At 62.2% G+C, this 15823-nt stretch carries 17 protein-coding genes; 8 read left to right on the top strand and 9 right to left on the bottom strand.

The genetic code is table 11. The annotated features are described in order from the left end of the window. Position 1 precedes the first annotated feature (1 nt). The 5 genes from IGS58_RS18725 to IGS58_RS18745 all read right to left on the bottom strand — a co-directional run bounded on the left by IGS58_RS18725 (position 2) and on the right by IGS58_RS18745 (position 4875). Positions 2–967: a GGDEF domain-containing protein gene (locus tag IGS58_RS18725; RefSeq protein WP_070257586.1), complete on the bottom strand. Its 966-nt coding sequence runs from the start codon at positions 965–967 to the stop codon at positions 2–4. Between the two features lie 259 nt (positions 968–1226). Further along, entirely contained in the window at positions 1227–1604 is a 378-nt protein-coding gene (locus tag IGS58_RS18730; protein WP_034781728.1) for an HPF/RaiA family ribosome-associated protein, read from the bottom strand. Between the two features lie 189 nt (positions 1605–1793). Beyond that, entirely contained in the window at positions 1794–2459 is a 666-nt protein-coding gene (locus IGS58_RS18735) for a DUF1345 domain-containing protein (protein ID WP_034781730.1), read from the bottom strand. 38 nt (positions 2460–2497) lie between these two features. After that, positions 2498–3769 carry an MFS transporter gene (locus IGS58_RS18740; RefSeq protein ID WP_230522364.1) on the bottom strand — a complete coding sequence of 424 codons (1272 nt, stop codon included), beginning with the start codon at positions 3767–3769 and terminating at the stop codon, positions 2498–2500. 80 nt (positions 3770–3849) lie between these two features. After that, positions 3850–4875 (bottom strand): CDP-6-deoxy-delta-3,4-glucoseen reductase, encoded by a 1026-nt coding sequence (locus IGS58_RS18745; RefSeq protein ID WP_070257477.1) that lies wholly within the window; start codon positions 4873–4875, stop codon positions 3850–3852. Between the two features lie 12 nt (positions 4876–4887). Between IGS58_RS18745 and IGS58_RS18750 the strand changes: the two genes are divergently transcribed. From IGS58_RS18750 to IGS58_RS18765, 4 genes are all read left to right on the top strand, one after another. Beyond that, a complete protein-coding gene (locus tag IGS58_RS18750) occupies positions 4888–5805 on the top strand; it encodes an SDR family oxidoreductase (protein ID WP_230522365.1) in 918 nt (305 codons plus the stop codon). Between the two features lie 84 nt (positions 5806–5889). Continuing rightward, positions 5890–6150: a hypothetical protein gene (locus IGS58_RS18755; protein WP_070257479.1), complete on the top strand. Its 261-nt coding sequence runs from the start codon at positions 5890–5892 to the stop codon at positions 6148–6150. 112 nt (positions 6151–6262) lie between these two features. Next, entirely contained in the window at positions 6263–6625 is a 363-nt protein-coding gene (locus IGS58_RS18760) for a hypothetical protein (RefSeq protein ID WP_070257480.1), read from the top strand. Positions 6626–6867: 242 nt separating this feature from the next. Beyond that, a complete protein-coding gene (locus IGS58_RS18765; RefSeq protein WP_029496207.1) occupies positions 6868–7107 on the top strand; it encodes a hypothetical protein in 240 nt (79 codons plus the stop codon). Positions 7108–7194: 87 nt separating this feature from the next. Here IGS58_RS18765 and IGS58_RS18770 read toward each other — a convergent pair whose 3' ends face one another. The 3 genes from IGS58_RS18770 to IGS58_RS18780 all read right to left on the bottom strand — a co-directional run bounded on the left by IGS58_RS18770 (position 7195) and on the right by IGS58_RS18780 (position 11988). Beyond that, positions 7195–7971 carry a glycine-rich domain-containing protein gene (locus IGS58_RS18770; RefSeq protein ID WP_230522366.1) on the bottom strand — a complete coding sequence of 259 codons (777 nt, stop codon included), beginning with the start codon at positions 7969–7971 and terminating at the stop codon, positions 7195–7197. Positions 7972–8160: 189 nt separating this feature from the next. Further along, positions 8161–10020 (bottom strand): CHASE domain-containing protein, encoded by a 1860-nt coding sequence (locus IGS58_RS18775; RefSeq protein WP_230522367.1) that lies wholly within the window; start codon positions 10018–10020, stop codon positions 8161–8163. Positions 10021–10221: 201 nt separating this feature from the next. Next, a complete protein-coding gene (locus tag IGS58_RS18780) occupies positions 10222–11988 on the bottom strand; it encodes a glutamine--tRNA ligase/YqeY domain fusion protein (protein ID WP_099395258.1) in 1767 nt (588 codons plus the stop codon). 161 nt (positions 11989–12149) lie between these two features. Between IGS58_RS18780 and IGS58_RS18785 the strand changes: the two genes are divergently transcribed. The 4 genes from IGS58_RS18785 to IGS58_RS18800 all read left to right on the top strand — a co-directional run bounded on the left by IGS58_RS18785 (position 12150) and on the right by IGS58_RS18800 (position 14743). Further along, positions 12150–12443 (top strand): DnaJ domain-containing protein, encoded by a 294-nt coding sequence (locus tag IGS58_RS18785; protein ID WP_010395442.1) that lies wholly within the window; start codon positions 12150–12152, stop codon positions 12441–12443. A 105-nt stretch (positions 12444–12548) separates the two neighbouring features. Continuing rightward, the gene (locus IGS58_RS18790; protein ID WP_035828715.1) at positions 12549–13061 is read left to right on the top strand and encodes a hypothetical protein; all 513 of its coding nucleotides are present in this window, start codon (positions 12549–12551) and stop codon (positions 13059–13061) included. Further along, entirely contained in the window at positions 13051–13851 is an 801-nt protein-coding gene (locus IGS58_RS18795; protein WP_034781755.1) for a hypothetical protein, read from the top strand. Before IGS58_RS18790 ends, IGS58_RS18795 begins: the two co-directional genes overlap by 11 nt. A gap of 19 nt (positions 13852–13870) precedes the next feature. Next, positions 13871–14743: a hypothetical protein gene (locus IGS58_RS18800; RefSeq protein ID WP_034781756.1), complete on the top strand. Its 873-nt coding sequence runs from the start codon at positions 13871–13873 to the stop codon at positions 14741–14743. A 107-nt stretch (positions 14744–14850) separates the two neighbouring features. Here the strand turns inward: IGS58_RS18800 and IGS58_RS18805 are convergent, their stop codons facing one another. Then, a complete protein-coding gene (locus IGS58_RS18805; protein ID WP_230522368.1) occupies positions 14851–15753 on the bottom strand; it encodes a LysR substrate-binding domain-containing protein in 903 nt (300 codons plus the stop codon). Between the last annotated feature and the right edge of the window lie 70 nt (positions 15754–15823).

The raw sequence follows: 15823 nt of genomic DNA on the forward strand, positions 1-15823 counted from the left end.
ACTACAGCATGACCCTGTTGCGCCCGCCCGCCTTCGCGCGATATAGCGCCGCGTCGGCCGCGGCGATCAGCGCATGGTCGTCCTGTTCGGCCGCCAGGCTGGCTACGCCGAAGGAACCCGTGATGTGCGGCAACGCGCTGCGCATGTCGGCGAAGATGACGGCGAGCTGCATGCGTTCGCACAGGCGCTCGGCGACCCGCAGGGCCACGTGTTCGTTGGTATCGGGCAAGATCACCATCATTTCCTCGCCTCCGTAGCGCACGGCAAAATCCGTGGGCCGCAGGGCCGCGCCCAGCACTTGCGCGGCGATGCGCAGTGCCTGGTCGCCAGCCTGGTGGCCATGCGTGTCGTTGAAGCGCTTGAAATGGTCGAGGTCGATCATCACCAGTGACAGCGGAGAGCCGCTGGCGTGGGCCGTGACGATCATGTTCGGCAGTAAATCCGTCAGCCAGGCGCGGTTGTACAAGCCCGTCAGGCTGTCGACCATCGACAGCTGGCGGTAGAATTCGCCCAGTTTCTGCCGGCGGCGCAGCAGGGCATTGGCGGCGCGGATGCGGAAGGACAGCAGCCGCAGCAGGTTGCGCGCCAGGCCGTTCGACTGTTCGATCAATTCCCAGACGATGGCCGCGTCGATCACCAGCAAATCGGTTTCTTCCAGGGCGGAAATGGCGGCCAGGTTGCTCGCTTCATCGAGCACCGATTGTTCGCCCACGCTTTCTCCGGGCAAGACTTTGCTGACGGTGCCGTCATCCATGCCCGTGTGGGTGTCGGCGGCCACGGCCAGCGAGCCGCGCAGGACGATGTACAGGCTGGCGCCTTGCGTGTCGGCAATGGCTTCGCCCGCTTCGAGGCGCATGACGGGGCAGGGCGCCAGCATGGCAGCCGTCTGGCTATCCGCCCCATCGCGAAATAGCTGTAAATCGCCGATGTTGCAGCCTGAAGCGCCGAAGTTGCCGATCTGTTCCACAATCACACTTTCAAAAAGCCGGCGCGCGAGCAGGGTGCCGGTATCTTCATGATAGCGTAAAGCAGCCTTGGCTGTAACGGCAAAGGCTTGCTTGAGGTCACTTACTGTGAGAAATACGACAATTATTTCATTGCCGCGTTAATACGTTGGAACACTTGCTGTTTTAGTATGAATGTTGCCGCGCGTGAACTGCGGGGCAGATGTGCAAAGGCAGCCTTGAACGGCTGCCTCAGTCTCTGGAAATCCTGCGGGTGGGGAGTTACTCGGCGGTTTCTTCCGCTTCGGCCGTATCGATCACGGCATTCTTGCCGGTGGCGTGGCGCTTGCTGTCTTGCAGGCGGCCCAGGGCGCTATCGATGGCGCGTTTCAGTTTATCGGTGGCGCCGGCAACGGATTGATGCACGGTGGCGTTCTGTTCGGTCACGGCAATCGGTTGATAGCCAGCAACGCGTGCTTCCATGACGCAGCGGATATCGTCGGCGCCGCCTTTCGGGCCATTCGTATCGCTGATGTGGACTTCGATGCGGGTCAGGTTGTCGCGGAAGCGGTTCAGTGCGCTTTCAAGTACGGATTGCACATGTTCGTTCAGTCCAGCGGTGTTGGCGATGGTGCTGTCGGTATGAATATTGATTTGCATATGCTTACTCCTGTCAATTCAAAAAAAACCCATCTCAGGCGTGATGCGGCCTGGTTGCTGCCTCATGCACATGACCTCGTGCATGGAACTTATCTTACTCCTCTTTCCAGTATTTCAAGAGGGTGCGCACGATTAAGATGGGCTTAACCCTTCAGCCAGGTCAAGTTTCCACTACGAAATTATTTACCCTCAGCCATTAATGAGACCGGCCGCGATATTGATCGACAGCCCCAGCACGACCAGGTTGAAGAAAAAGCTCAGCACGGATTGTCCCAGCACGATCTGCCGCATCATGCGCGTCTGCACGGAAACGTCCGACGTTTGCACGGCCACGGCGATGGTGAAGGCGAAATACAGGAAATCCCAGTAATCGGGGTCTTGTTCGTCGTCGGGAAACTTCAGGGGGCGCAGTGCGGGGTCGGCCTGGTAATACAGGTGGGCGTAATGAAAGCAGAACAGGGTGCCGACGAGGAACCAGGAACCGACCAGGGTGAGGATGGTCAGGCCGTAGTGCAGCGCGCGCTCGTCCGGCGCCATGTCTTTCATCGAGGACAGCTGCGAGACGATGGCCACCAGGCTCATCACGGATGCGACGGACAGGGCCGACAGGACGGTTGCCGCCCGCTCGTCCTGGCGCGCCGCCATGGCTTTGACCTTGTGATGGTTGGCGCGCATCATCATCCAGGCCATCGTCGCCAGGTAGAACCAGACGGCCACGTTCCACGCCGTCAGCAAACGCGTCATCTGTTGCCAGGAGGCGGGCAACAGCAGGCCGGCCGCCACGCCGATGGCCGTGGCCATGCTCAGGTGGGGGCGGCTGCGGATGAAGCTGTGGAACGGAAGCGTGATTTTCATGGTGCGGGTTCGTCAGTGGCGATAGCGCATCTTAGACCTTATGGGCTTGCCGTGGTGGCCGTCCTGGCGGCCGCTTCCTTCTCGTGGTGGGGGAAGCGGTCCATGCGCGACAGCACGGGGAACATCACGGCCCAGATGCCCGTCACGGCCAGGGTGGCGGCGCCGCCGAAGAGCACAGCGCGTACCAGGCCGAACCAGCCGGCCGTCAGGCCCGATTCGAATTCGCCCAGTTCGTTCGAGGCGCCGATGAAGACGGCATTCACGGCGCTGACCCGGCCGCGGATCTCGTCCGGCGTCTCGAACTGCACCAGCAGGTGGCGGATGTAGACGCTGACCATGTCGCCGGCGCCCATCAGGAACAGCGCCGCCAGCGCCAGCGGGAAATAGCTGGTGCTGCCCAGCACCAGGGTGCCCAGGCCGAAGACGGCCACGCCGCCGAACATCCAGGCGCCCACGCGGCGCGTGATGGGGAAGATGGCCAGCGCGATCGAGCACAGGGCCGCGCCGGCCCCCGGCGCCGTGCGCAGCAAGCCCAGGCCGCTGGGGCCGATATGCAGCACGTCATGCGCCAGCGCCGGCAGCAGCGCCGTGGCGCCGCCGAACAGCACGGCAAACAGATCGAGCGAAATGGCGCCCAGTACGATGGGTTTCGACCAGACGAAGCGCAAGCCTTCGAGCAGGGTATGCCAGCTGACGGGTTCGCGCTTGACCACTTGCGGCGCGGGCGTGGTGGCGCGCATCAGCAGGACGGACACGACCAGCAGTGCGGACGAGATCAGATACACCACCTTGGGGCCGAAGTAGTACAGCAAGCCGCCCAGGGTGGGGCCCAGGATGATGGCCACGTGGGAACTGGACGAGCTGAGCGCCACGGCGCGGCTGAAATGTTGCGTGGGCACCATGTTGACCAGCACGGCTTGCGTGGCCGGCATCATGAAGGCGCGCGCGCTGCCGAACAGCACCAGCACGGCAAACACGGGCCAGACGATGGACAGGCCGCTCAGGGTGAACGCCAGCAGGGCCAGCGCGCAAGCCAGTTGCGCCGCCAGGCACCAGGCGATGATATTGCGCCGGTTATAGCGGTCGGCCACGTGGCCGGCAGGCAGAATCAGCACGAGGAAGGGGGCGAATTGCGCCAGGCCGATCAAGCCCAGGTCGAACAGGCTGCCCGTGATCTGGTACACCTGCCAGCCGATGGCCACGCTTTGCATCTGCACGGCCACCGTGCCCAGCACGCGGGCGGAAAGATAAAAGGCGAAGTTGCGGTGACGCAGGATACTGAAGCCGTTGCCGGCAGAGGCGAGAGACATGAATACTTTCCAGGACACGACGGGGTGAGGCGGGTGGCGGCAGCGGATGCCGCGCCAGCAGCACCCCGCTGTCTGGATGCTTACTTGGCCAGGTCGGCTTCCGTGGTGAAGGCGTCCGCGTAGAACTCGTCGGCTGGCAGCTGGCACAGTTGCACGAAGTCGCGGTGGGCCGCATCGACCATCACGGGCGCGCCGCAGGCATACACCTGATACGCGGACATGTCGGGCAAGTCGGCGATGACGGCCTGGTGCACGAAGCCCGTGCGGCCTTCCCACGCGTCTTCCGGCAGCGCGTCCGATACGACGGGCACATAGGTGAACTGCGGCAAGTCGGCGGCCCACTGGCGGCACAGCGCATCCATGTACAGATCGTGCGGACGGCGGCCGCCCCAGTACAGGGTGATCGGGCGCGTGGATTGCTCGTTGATCATGTGCTCGACGATGGCTTTCAAGGGAGCAAAGCCCGTGCCCGAGGCCAGCAGCACGACGGGCTTGTCGGAATCTTCGCGCAGGAAGAAAGTGCCCATCGGGCCTTCGAAGCGCAGGATGTCGCGCTCCTTCATGCTGCCAAACACCTGGTCGGTGAACAGGCCGCCCGGCAGGTGGCGGATGTGCAGGGTCATCGGGCCGCCATCGGCGGGCGCGCTGGCCATGCTGTAGCTGCGGCGTTTGTTGTCGCGTAACAGGATTTCGATATACTGTCCGGCGCGGTAGTTGAGGCGCTCGCTGGCTGGCAACTGCAGGGTCAGCACGACGACGTCGGGCGCGACTTTCTCGATGGTGGTCACGCGCGACGGCATTTTCTTGATCGGGTAGTCGCTGCTGCCCGCCACTTCGCGCGCTTCGATGACGAGGTCGGCGTTGGTGGTGGCGCAGCAGAACAGGGAAAAGCCGGCCGCTTCCTCTTCCGGCGTCAGGGCGCGCTGCTGGTGCGCCTTGTGCTGGACGGTGCCGGAAACCACTTTGCCCTTGCAGGAACCGCAGGCGCCATTTTTACAGCCATACGGCAGGCCGACGCCGGCGCGTATCGCCGCCGCCAGCACGGTTTCGTCCGCTTCGCAGCTGAACTGGTGGCCGCTGGGCTGAACAGTAACTTGAAAAGTCATACAATCCTTGAGATGAAAAATATGTTAATGCACTCTTTGCGCAAGCCGTCAGGCTTGCCGCGCCTGCTGATCCTGGGCTGCGGCGACGTCGGCATGCGGTTGCTGCCCTTGCTGCGTACGCGCTTTCGCGTCTTTGCCGTCACCAGCCAGCCGGCGCGCTGCGCGCAGCTGCGGGCGGCCGGCGCCGTGCCCATCGTGGCCAACCTCGACGAGCGCGCCAGCCTGAAGCGGCTGGCGGGACTGGCGACGATGATCGTGCACCTGGCGCCGCCCCGGTCGTCGGGCTTGCTGGACCGGCGCACGCGCAATCTGGCCGCCATTTTACCCGAGCACGCACGCATGGTGTATGTGAGTACCAGCGGCGTGTATGGCGATTGCGGCGGCGCCTGGGTCGATGAGACGCGGCCGACGGCGCCGGCGAATGCGCGCGCGAAGCGGCGCGTCGATGCCGAGCAGGTCTTGCGCGGCTGGGGCGCGCGCCGCCGCGCCAGCGTGGCCATCCTGCGCGTGCCCGGCATCTATGCGGATGACCGCCTGCCGCTGAAGCGCCTGCGCGAAGGCACGCCGGCCCTGGCGGCAAGCGACGATGTATACACCAACCATATCCATGCCGATGACCTGGCGCGCATCATCGAACGGGCCTTGTGGCGCGGCAAGCCGGGGCGCGTGTATCACGCCAGCGATGACAGCGAACTCAAAATGGCGGAGTATTTCGATGCCGTGGCCGACACGTTCGGCTTGCCGCGCCCGCCGCGCCTGCCGCGCGCCGAACTGCAGCAGGTGGTCACGCCTATGCTGCTGTCATTCATGTCCGAATCGCGCCGCCTGCACAATACGCGCATCAAGCGCGAGCTGGGCGTGCGCTTGCGCTACGCGCGCGTGGCCGATGCCTTGCGGCCGCTGTCTGCCGACGGGGCCGGCATCGGGTAAAATGGCCGGTTATCTGCGCACTTTTCCTGGGCCGGCGCGCAGCGCGCCGTTCCGGCGGTGCGCCATTCACTTAAGGAATACCGCATGAGCACCCTCACTTACGAAGAATACCTGGACGAGGTCACCACCGTCCTGACGGAACTGTATGACCTCGACGACGACGCCGCCATCAAGCTGGTCGTGGCGGCGCAGGACGCCGAATTTTTTGTCCCGCACGATGCCCATGAAGAAATGCGTACCGCCGAACAAGCCAAGAAGGATGCGGTCACATTGTTCGAGCGCAAGCAGAATCGCCAGCAAACGCAGGAAAAACAGCAGCAGCGCGTGCGCCAGCAAAAGAAATAAGAACGGATCACCGGGCTTCTGGCCGCCAGGCCGTGGGGCAACATGGGCTTCGGCGCAATGCCGGGGCCCGGCCATTTGATGCAGCGCAAACGTGCCATGGCACGCTGGCGATATGGTGAGCAATGTCGTCACGCGTCTGGGCTCTTGTGGCGGGCTCGGCATCCACAATGAGCGTGACGTTGTTTCCCGTCAGCAGGAGCGAGCCATGCGAGCTACGAGTCACCCCAGCAAGGAACAGGTACGCGCCTATATGCGCCGGCGCGAACGCGCGCTGCAGCCGCCGCCGCCTCCCGATGAAATCCGCCGGCAACTGGCCTGGTGCCGCGTGGATGCCATTCCGGGCACTTGCCCGCTTGCCACCCCGGCCGGCGTGGCTGTGCAAGGCTGGCATTTATCAGCGGAAATGGCCCGCCTGAGCACCCTCATGGCCATAGCCTGGCTCATGCATAGCGGTGTTGCTCATCGTAAAAATTGATGACGTGCAGCAAATTTTTTCAATTTGAGTTATCCTCTAGCACATTCCAAGTGCGTCAATTCTCTTCAATTATCACAATTTTGCTTTAAGTTACGCAAAAATCAACAATAGCGTGTATTATATTGTTTGCGGCGTAAAAGCCGCATAAGTGATGGCGCTTTTTAGTGTGTTTACCCTGAATTATTGCAGAAGAGACATTCGGTTTCTTTTTGCCTTAATACAACAAGTACGGATTTTCGATCATGTCTCTCAAACAAATTACCTCTTTGCCTACCTACAACCCGAATCGCGTCCTCGATGCGATCATCGACAAGCTGCAACTGAAGAACGATGCCGCCCTGTCGCGAGCACTGGAAGTGGCGCCACCGGTCATCAGCAAGATTCGTCACAACACCTTGCCGATCGGCGCCACGATCCTCATCCGCATGCATGAAATCAGCGATTTCAGCATCCGTGAACTGCGCGAGTTGATGGCTGCCTAAGAGCGCCTGACAGACGGCAAACTGAGAGGTGCCGTCTGCGTTAGCCAAGCTTGCCGCGTGCGGCAGCCATACCTGCCTTCCCGTTTTCTATTGCGTGTCCGGGCTCAGCGTCGGACGATCTGTATAGAAGCGCCCTGTTTCCAGACCAGTCGGGGATGACTCGACCAGCGCTGCGGCCACTTTGCCGGGCGCGCTGGAAAATGCGGTCTGGGCAGCACCGGTGGCGCGGCCCGAATACGCGGTCGCTTGCACCGCAGCACTGGAAAACGCCGTCTGCACGGCCCGGCCAGAATACGCCGTTGCCTGTACCGCGGCACTGGAAAACGCCGTTTGTACGGCGCGCCCCGAATACGCCGTCGCCTGCACGGCCGCGCTGGAAAATGCCGTCGCCTGCACGGCCGCGCTGGAAAATGCCGTCGCCTGTACTGCCGCACTGGAAAATGCCGCCTGCACGGCGCGTCCCGAATACGCCGTCTCCGCGCGGAGATAATCTTCCCCGAATGTCTGCTCGTACAACTGCTTCATGCGTTCGCCCACGCGGTGGTGCGCCGCTTCGTCGTCTTCGCCGCGCAAGCCGATGTACGGGAAGTGATGCAGGAAGTAGCCGAACACCTGTTCGCAATCCGCCGCATATTTGAGGGTATCGAGGATGTGGTAGTGCCAGAAGGTATCGACGTCCATCAGCGGCGCCGTTTCTTCCTGCGGAAACTGTTTCATCAGGATCAGGAAGCGGCGGTATTCGAATTCCACCGCATTCGCCTTCTCGAGGCTCCATCCTTCGCCTGACTCCCGGTGCATCAGCTTGACCTTGATCGCGTCCAAATTCAAATCGGCAATTGCCTTGAAACTGTCGTTCGTATCCATGAATGTCCTTTGGTAAAGAGCGTTGTGGGAACTGCGGTAAAACAAGGGAAAGCGGTGGCTGTGTACTCCTGGCAAGTAGTCGGGAAATGCCTGGCCGATGGCGGGCAGGCGCTAAGTTGTTCTACATCAATATTGCATCTAATTACAAAATACGCAAGCTGAGCTTGTTTCATGCGGAACGCGCGCCGCTCAGCTGCTGGCCCGGCTTTCTTCCTGGTAGGGAAACGCGGTGGCGTCCGCGCCCAGCGGTACGCTGACATGCACGCTCATGCCGGCGCCGGGGCTGCTTTCAATGTAGAAAGTACCGCCCAGCAACTTTATACGTTCTTCGATACCCACCAGGCCAAACGAGCCCAGCTTGTTGCGCCCGTCGATGGCCGCGCCCACGCCGTTGTCGCTGATGCTCATCGACACCGTATCGCGGCACTTTTCCAATTTGACTTGGACGCGGCTGGCATTCGCATGCTGGGAAATATTGCTGAGCGACTCTTGCAGGATGCGGAACAGGGCCGTCGCGCATTGGTCGCTGAGGCAAATGTCGTCATGGCTTTCGCTCACTTCGCAGGCGATGCCCGTGCGCTGGCGAAATTGCGCCACCTGCCATTCGACGGCCGCATTCACGCCCAGGTCCAGCACGGTAGGGCGCAAGTCGTTGATGATCTGCCGCACGCTCTTGATGGTGGCGTCGATCTGCTCCAGGGTGGAGCGGGCGCGGGCGTTCAGGCGCGGGTGGCGGCGCTGCGTGCGCGAGGCCAGCATGTCGGCGTCGATGCGCAGCACCAGCAGGTTCTGTCCCAGGTCGTCGTGGATTTCGCGCGCGATGCGCTTGCGCTCTTCTTCCTTGATCTGGTCGGCGTGGGCCGCCAGGCGGCGCAGTTTCTGGTGCGACAGCTGCAGGCGGATCTGGCTGGCGCGCAATTCTTCCGTCATGCCTGTCGCCATCTGGATGGCGCGCCGGCGCGACGATGCCAGGGTGTGGAACAGCACATACAACAGCATGGTGCTGGCAAAGCCGATCAGCAGGGCCAGCCACGGCAGGAAGGCGTCGAAGCGCGAATACAGGTCGCTCTTGCGCACGCTGAACAGCGCTTGCCAGGCGCGGCCATTGTGCTCGATCAGCAGCGTGCTGCTCAGGTAGCGGCCCGAACTGCCGGGCTGCCACCATGGCGCATGCATGCCCGCCGCCGTGCTGTCGAAGATGGGGCGCATGTCGTGCGGCAACTGCAGCGGCACCTCTCGCTGTTGCAGCGCCTGCGGGCCGATATCGAACAGGGTCAGGCGGACGTTGCGTACCGGCATGTCGGCCAGCGCGCTGCGCATCATCGTCACCAGGTCGTAGCCGATGCCGACGGAACCCTGGTAAGCCGCGCGCCTCTGCTCCACCGTATCGACGGGCATGCCGAAGCGGTACACGGGCAGGCGCATGGCCATGCCCGTCAGCTGGGGACGGCTGTCCATCGGCACGGGCACGCCGGAATTGCTGATGCGGCCGGAATCGCGCGACTCCGCCAGCGCTTCCGCGATCTGCGGGCGCGAGGCGATGTCATGGCCATACTTTTCCGGGGCGCTGGCGATCGGCTCGATGTATACGAGCACGGAATACTGGGCGCGCGGCCCGGGCGGGTGGATGGCAAACGCCGGATAGCCGTCGCGCCCGGGCGGATAGTCGCGTCGCATGGTCGCTTCGTAGGCGGCGCGCTGCGTCTCGTCGAGTTCCTGGCTGTAATTGAGGTTCATCACGCCCGGGTAGTTCTGTTGCAGGGCGATGTTAGCCACGTAGCGGTGGAATTGCTCGCGGCTCACGTGTTCGTTGGCCTGGAACAGGCTGGCCGTGCCGCGCAGCAGGTTGGCATACGACTTGGTGCGCGATTCGATGTTTTTCTGGGTGTTGTGCGCCAGATTGTTGAATTCTTCGCTGGCATCGCTTTCGATCGACAGCGAAGCGGCCATGTAGAACAGCAGGCCCACCATCGTCGACACGACAAAGCCGAACAGCCACAGCGGTCTTTTTTCAGCAGCTAAGGGGTGTTCGCCGGCAGTAGAAGGCATTGCCATCCGCATCAGGAAGAGGAATCGGGTGCCGCCTGGTGGCGGAGGCTAGGCTAGGTTGTACAAGCACTATTAAAATTGCAAATTGCTCAATAGCTGCCTAATATACAAAATTATCGTTATTATAGTCAACAGGCAATATTTCCCGTTGAAACGAAAAAAAACCGCCGCAGCGGTTTTTTTGTGGGTCGTCCCGGTGCCTTACTTGGCGGGCTGCCAGCTGTCTTTCAGGGTGACGATGCGGTTGAAGACGGGCTTGCCAGGCTGGCTGTCTACCCGGTCGGCCGCAAAGTAGCCGTGGCGCTCGAACTGGAAGCGCTGTTCCGGCTGGGCCAGTTCCGCGCCCGGTTCCAGCCACGCTTGCACCACTTCCTTGGCCAGCGGATTCAAGGCCAGCTTGAAGTCCTTGCCGCCCGCGTCCGGCTGCGGGTCCGTAAACAGGCGGTCGTACAGGCGCACTTCGGCGGGAATCGCCGTCGGCGCGCTGACCCAGTGCATATTGCCCTTGACCTTGTAGTTGGCGCTGCCTTCCGTGCCCGACTTGCTGTCCGGGAAATAGGTGCAATGCACGGCGATGACCTTGCCGTCCGCATCCTTGTCAAAGCCCGTGCACTCGATCACGTAGCCGTAGCGCAAGCGTACCTTGCTGCCCGGCTTGTCGTCGATCGGCGGATACAGGCGGAAATAGCCTTTGTTCGGCACTTCCATGAAGTCGTCTTCCTCGATCCACAGCTCGCGCGAGATGGGGAAGGTGCGCAAGCCGCGTTCCGGGAAGTGTGGGTGCACGGGCGCCGTGCATTCCACGCTTTCGTTTTCAGGGAAATTGTCGATGATCAGTTTCAACGGACGCAGCACAGCCACCGTACGCGGTGCCTTCGGATCCAGGTCTTCGCGCAGGCAGCCTTCCAGCACGCTGTAGTCGATCCAGCCGTCGGATTTCGTCACGCCCGTGCGTTCGCACATCAATTGAATCGCTTCCGGCGTGTAGCCGCGGCGGCGCATGCCCACCAGGGTCGGCATGCGCGGATCGTCCCAGCCGTCGACGATTTTTTCTTCCACCAGCTGGCGCAGCTTGCGCTTGCTGGTGACGATGTAGGTCAGGTTCAGGCGCGAGAATTCGAACTGGTGCGGCACCGGCTTGGCGAAGAAGCCGCCGGCCGACAGGGTTTCCAGCAGCCAGTCGTAGAATGGGCGGTGGTCCTGGAATTCCAGCGTGCAGATCGAATGCGTGATGTTTTCCAGCGCGTCCGAGATCGGGTGCGTGTAGTCGTACATCGGATAGATGCACCAGGCGTCGCCCGTGCGGTGATGGTGCGCATGGCGGATGCGGTAGATGGCCGGATCGCGCAAATTCATGTTCGGCGAACTCATGGCATCTTCGCTCATCTTCGCGCGCAGGATGTGCTCGCCATCCTTGAACTGGCCCGCCTTCATGGCGCGGAACAGGGCCAGCGATTCGTCGCGCGGACGGTCGCGGAACGGCGAGTTCTTGCCGGCCTGGCCGAAATTGCCGCGGTTGGCGGCCATGTCTTCGGCGCTCTGGCTGTCCACATAGGCAAAGCCGGCCGTGATCAGGTATTCGGCCATCGCGTACAGCTGGTCGAAATAGTCGCTCGCGTAGTGCAGGTGGCTCTGGCCATCGGCATGCTTCGGCTCCCAGTCAAAGCCCAGCCATTTCACGCTGTCCATGATGGTGTCGACGTATTCCTGCTCTTCCTTCGCCGGATTGGTGTCGTCGAAGCGCAGGTTGCACTGGCCGGCGTAATCGCGCGCCAGGCCGAAGTTGACGCAGATCGACTTGGCGTGGCCCACGTGCAGGTAGCCGTTCGGCTCCGGCGGGAAACGCGTGATCACCTGGGGCAGGCCGGGACGCACGTGGGCGCCGGCAGCCAGGTCGGCTTCGATGATGTTACGCAAGAAATTGGGCGCCAGCGCTGGCGCGGCGGTATTCGGTTTATCGTTGCTCATTGATCAATGCGGAAGAGTGACAGTAAAAAGCATTTTACCGTACCGCAAGCGCTTTATAAGCACGTATTTGCCCCCATATCCCAGCATGCAAGCGACGCGGGCGCCGTTCTATAGGATAATTCGCCTTTAATTAGTAGAAAAACGTGACCCCGGAGCCTTTTATGGAAAATTTATATAACGTCCTCGGTGTCGCGCCCAATGCCAGCGACGATGAAATCAAGAAGGTTTACCGTTCGCTGGCCATGCGCTTCCACCCCGACCGCAACCAGGCCCCCGGCGCCGAGGCGCGCTTCAAGAGCGTCACCAAGGCGTATGAAATCCTGGCCGACCCGGCCAAGCGCGCCGAGTACGACCAGAGCGTGAACCACCGCATCATCATCGACCCGGAAGCGGAAGCCTATGCCCTGTGGTGCGGCGTGTTCCGCCTGCATGGCACCGTCCTACCGGCAGATTAAGCCTGCTGGCGGCTGTCCGGCCAGCCTGAATGATTTGAAAAACAACAAACAATGGTGCTTTTGCTTCTAAGTAAAAGTGCCGCGCACCACATTGGAAAGCACAGCATGAGAAGAGTACACCCTGAATTCGCGTACCAGTCGCGCGAGCTGGAAGGCCAGATCGAAGGCATCCTCGGCGACCCGCCGAACCGCAAGAACTACAAAAGCATGGTCGACGCCCTGGTCGGTGAATACGCGAGCGGCGGCGGCATCGAAGACGTGAACATGCTGGCCTTCGCGCTGGTCGACCACATCACCTTCAGCGACCCGAAAGGCTTGCTGGCCGAAAGCGAAGACTACGAATTCGGCGATACGGCCCGCGTGTTTTCCATGGCCGCGTGCGCCGCGCCGGAAGCGGCGAAGATGTACGCCGCCATCGAAGAGAGCTTCCCCGACCTGGCGCGCCAGGCCATCATCACGGCCTTCCTGCACAAGAATCCGCGCCTGTGGGACGACGACGACCAGTCGCTCGACCAGCTGGCCGCCAATGACGACGGCGACGACGATCACGACGAAGACGAAGCCACCGACGATTTCGCCCAGATGTTTGACCAGGATGGAGATGACCATGGCAGATAATGACAAGCAAAATGCGGATCAAAAGAGCAATCTTCCCGCGCTGACGAAACAGGTCACGGAATTGGTGCTGTCCGGTTCGCTGGGCCACGCCGAGCAGGCGTTTGCCGATGCGGCCGACCAGTATGGCGATCTTGCCGTGGTGGAAGTGTTGAATGCCATCCCGCCACAGGTGACGGCCCTGCATTTGGCCGGTTTCGACGGCGGCAAGATGTCGCTGGCGACCTTGCTGGTGCCGCCGAAAGCGTGGGCCGACAGCCTGGCCTTCATCGCCGCCACCTGGAGCGACGACCAGATCGAGGACGATCCTGAACGCATCGCCGAAGCCCTGTTCGCGCACATCCACGGCGTGGTGTTTTCCACCGACGACGCCGAGCGCCGCCGCGAACTGCTGCTGGAAGCATCGGCCACCGACTGGGGCGCCACGGCGTTTGCGATCCTGTTCTCGATGGCGCCGAAGGAAATCCTCGAAGTGGCGGGCGAGATCGTCATCAAGGGACCGTATGTGACGGGCGTGACCTCGTCCGACAACGACGTCGTGCCGCTGGCCATTGAACTGGCGCAAGCGAATGAAGACGGCTGGGACCGCTCGTTGTTCGAACTGTTCCCCGACTTCCGCCATAGCGCCGACCTGGCCGACGCGGAATACTCGGACGACCCGGACGAAGAGCCGACCATGTTGCAGCGTAGCACCAAGGAATTGCTGTACCGCCTGCGCAAGCAAGTGCCGAGCACGCGCAGCGCGCCACGTTCCAGCACGCGCCGCAGCCTGGGCACCGGCATTTTCTCGTAATGAAAGCAGGGAACGTCTAATGCTGCCAGCAATTGTTGTAGAGAATCTTCCGCGCCTGGTGCGCGCCATCAAACTGTTGCCGCGCGACCCGCGCGAGGACGCGGCGCTGAACCTGGCCGACGAATTGACGGGCATCACGGCCATGGTGGCCGAGAAGTTCACGAATGAACGCACGGCCGATGGCATCCAGAAAGCGCTGTACCTGACGGTGGGCGGCGTGTCGCTGGGCCTGGAGCAGGCCGTCACGCATGAAGGCGACCAGGCCGCGCTCGATTTTCTCGTCGAGCACGGCGCCGAGCACGCGTTCCAGGTGGGTTTTCGCCTGATCAAGGACCTGTCGCAGTTGCCGGAAGACGCCCTCGTCGGCGAATACGACCAGGATCCCGTCTACCTGCAGCGCCGTTTGCGCGAGCTGTTCATCGATATTTGCCAGGCCGACCCGAACCAGAACTGGGCCGGCTATGAAAAGTATGCGCTGCAGTTGCAACAGCGCAAGGAAGTGCAAGCCGTCGTGCGCCTGGCCGGCTGGCTGCGCCGCCACCACGATAACGGCCCCGTCAGCGACAGCGACTTGAATGCCGAGGGCGTCATCGCCCTGGCCATCATCTTCGCCATCGAAGGCGGCGGGCGCATCATCGCGCGCACGGGTCAAAAGGAGTTTGAACGCTTTGTGCGTTCCGTGCGCAAGAACAAGCCCGACTTCGAGGAAGGCTGGGCCGCCCTGGTGGCCAAGGTGCCTGTGCAGCACCATCCCGTGTTGCTCGACCGCATAGACTCGTACCGCCGCAGCTGCACCGTCGTGCATAAAATCCTCACGCGGGCCAGCATGAAGAGCCTGTTCGAGGACCTGGAAAACTACGCGGGTTCGGAGCTGGACGCGGATTATTCGTGATCGCTGGTGTCGGATTACGCCCTGCGGGCTAATCCGACCTACGACGGCGCGCGTCCCGTAGGTCGGCTTAGCTGCGGCACAGCCGCAGCGTAAGCCGACACGCCGGCCTACGCTCCCCCTTCCAGCGCCGCTTCCTCGGCCAGTTTCACGAATGCCGCCACCAGTGGCGATGTCTCTTCCTCCCTTTGTGCAAGCAATAAGCTGGTCGTCGCCTGCGGGTCGGCGATCGGGCGGTAGCACACGCCATCCATGCGGATGCGGTCGAACGAGGCGGGCAGCACGGAAATGCCGCAGCCGGCCGCCACCAGGCCGATGATGGTGGACGCTTCGCCCGCTTCCTGCGCGACCTGGGGCACGAAGCCGGCCGCCTTGCACAGGCGGAAGATCTGCGGATAAATCCCCGTGCCCGCATCCTTGGGGTACATGACAAAGCCTTCGCCCGCCATGTCGGCAATGGCAATCGCCTTCTTGGCCGCCAGCGCGTGGGCGACGGGCAGCACGAGGAACAACGGGTCTTGCCGCAATTGCGTCAGCTTGATATCGGAGGGGTACGTCGTTTCCGGCGGGCGCACGAAGCCCAGGTCCATGGTCCTGCCCGAGATCGCTTCGAGTTGATGCAGGGTCGCCATTTCGTGCAGGGTCAAGGTGACATGCGGGAATTGCTGGCGGTAGCGGTTGATGACGGTGGCAAAATACGGCGTAAACGGCGTGGAAAACGTAAAGCCGATGCGTAATTCGCCCGCTTCGCCCCGCTGCGCCCGGCGCGCCGTCACGGCCGCCTGTTCCGACAGGACCAGGATGCGCCGCGCATCGTCGAGGAACAGCGTGCCCGCCTGCGTCAGCCGCACGGAGCGCTTGTTGCGCTCGAACAACTGCGCCCCCAATTCCGCCTCCAGCGCCTGGATTTGCTGGCTCAGCGGCGGCTGGCCGATATGCAGGCGCTCGGCCGCGCGCGTGAAGTGCAGCTCCTCGGCGACGGCGATAAAGTAACGCAGGTGGCGCAGTTCCATATTCGTTCAGTAATCGTTTTAAAGTATGAGTTGGGCCTTGAATATATATTGGACGATATGAGTTGGCAAT

The sequence above is a fragment of the Janthinobacterium sp. EB271-G4-7A genome, from assembly GCF_020858075.1.
Taxonomy (GTDB): domain Bacteria; phylum Pseudomonadota; class Gammaproteobacteria; order Burkholderiales; family Burkholderiaceae_D; genus Janthinobacterium; species Janthinobacterium lividum.

What these genes read in the sequence shown, in the direction of transcription:
- IGS58_RS18730 (WP_034781728.1), bottom strand. Translation starts at nt 1,604, where the DNA reads ATGCAAATCAATATTCATACCGACAGCACCATCGCCAACACCGCTGGA.
- IGS58_RS18735 (WP_034781730.1), bottom strand. Translation starts at nt 2,459, where the DNA reads ATGAAAATCACGCTTCCGTTCCACAGCTTCATCCGCAGCCGCCCCCAC.
- IGS58_RS18740 (WP_230522364.1), bottom strand. Translation starts at nt 3,769, where the DNA reads ATGTCTCTCGCCTCTGCCGGCAACGGCTTCAGTATCCTGCGTCACCGC.
- IGS58_RS18745 (WP_070257477.1), bottom strand. Translation starts at nt 4,875, where the DNA reads ATGACTTTTCAAGTTACTGTTCAGCCCAGCGGCCACCAGTTCAGCTGC.
- IGS58_RS18750 (WP_230522365.1), top strand. Translation starts at nt 4,888, where the DNA reads ATGAAAAATATGTTAATGCACTCTTTGCGCAAGCCGTCAGGCTTGCCG.
- IGS58_RS18755 (WP_070257479.1), top strand. Translation starts at nt 5,890, where the DNA reads ATGAGCACCCTCACTTACGAAGAATACCTGGACGAGGTCACCACCGTC.
- IGS58_RS18760 (WP_070257480.1), top strand. Translation starts at nt 6,263, where the DNA reads ATGGTGAGCAATGTCGTCACGCGTCTGGGCTCTTGTGGCGGGCTCGGC.
- IGS58_RS18765 (WP_029496207.1), top strand. Translation starts at nt 6,868, where the DNA reads ATGTCTCTCAAACAAATTACCTCTTTGCCTACCTACAACCCGAATCGC.
- IGS58_RS18770 (WP_230522366.1), bottom strand. Translation starts at nt 7,971, where the DNA reads ATGGATACGAACGACAGTTTCAAGGCAATTGCCGATTTGAATTTGGAC.
- IGS58_RS18775 (WP_230522367.1), bottom strand. Translation starts at nt 10,020, where the DNA reads ATGCCTTCTACTGCCGGCGAACACCCCTTAGCTGCTGAAAAAAGACCG.
- IGS58_RS18780 (WP_099395258.1), bottom strand. Translation starts at nt 11,988, where the DNA reads ATGAGCAACGATAAACCGAATACCGCCGCGCCAGCGCTGGCGCCCAAT.
- IGS58_RS18785 (WP_010395442.1), top strand. Translation starts at nt 12,150, where the DNA reads ATGGAAAATTTATATAACGTCCTCGGTGTCGCGCCCAATGCCAGCGAC.
- IGS58_RS18790 (WP_035828715.1), top strand. Translation starts at nt 12,549, where the DNA reads ATGAGAAGAGTACACCCTGAATTCGCGTACCAGTCGCGCGAGCTGGAA.
- IGS58_RS18795 (WP_034781755.1), top strand. Translation starts at nt 13,051, where the DNA reads ATGGCAGATAATGACAAGCAAAATGCGGATCAAAAGAGCAATCTTCCC.
- IGS58_RS18800 (WP_034781756.1), top strand. Translation starts at nt 13,871, where the DNA reads ATGCTGCCAGCAATTGTTGTAGAGAATCTTCCGCGCCTGGTGCGCGCC.
- IGS58_RS18805 (WP_230522368.1), bottom strand. Translation starts at nt 15,753, where the DNA reads ATGGAACTGCGCCACCTGCGTTACTTTATCGCCGTCGCCGAGGAGCTG.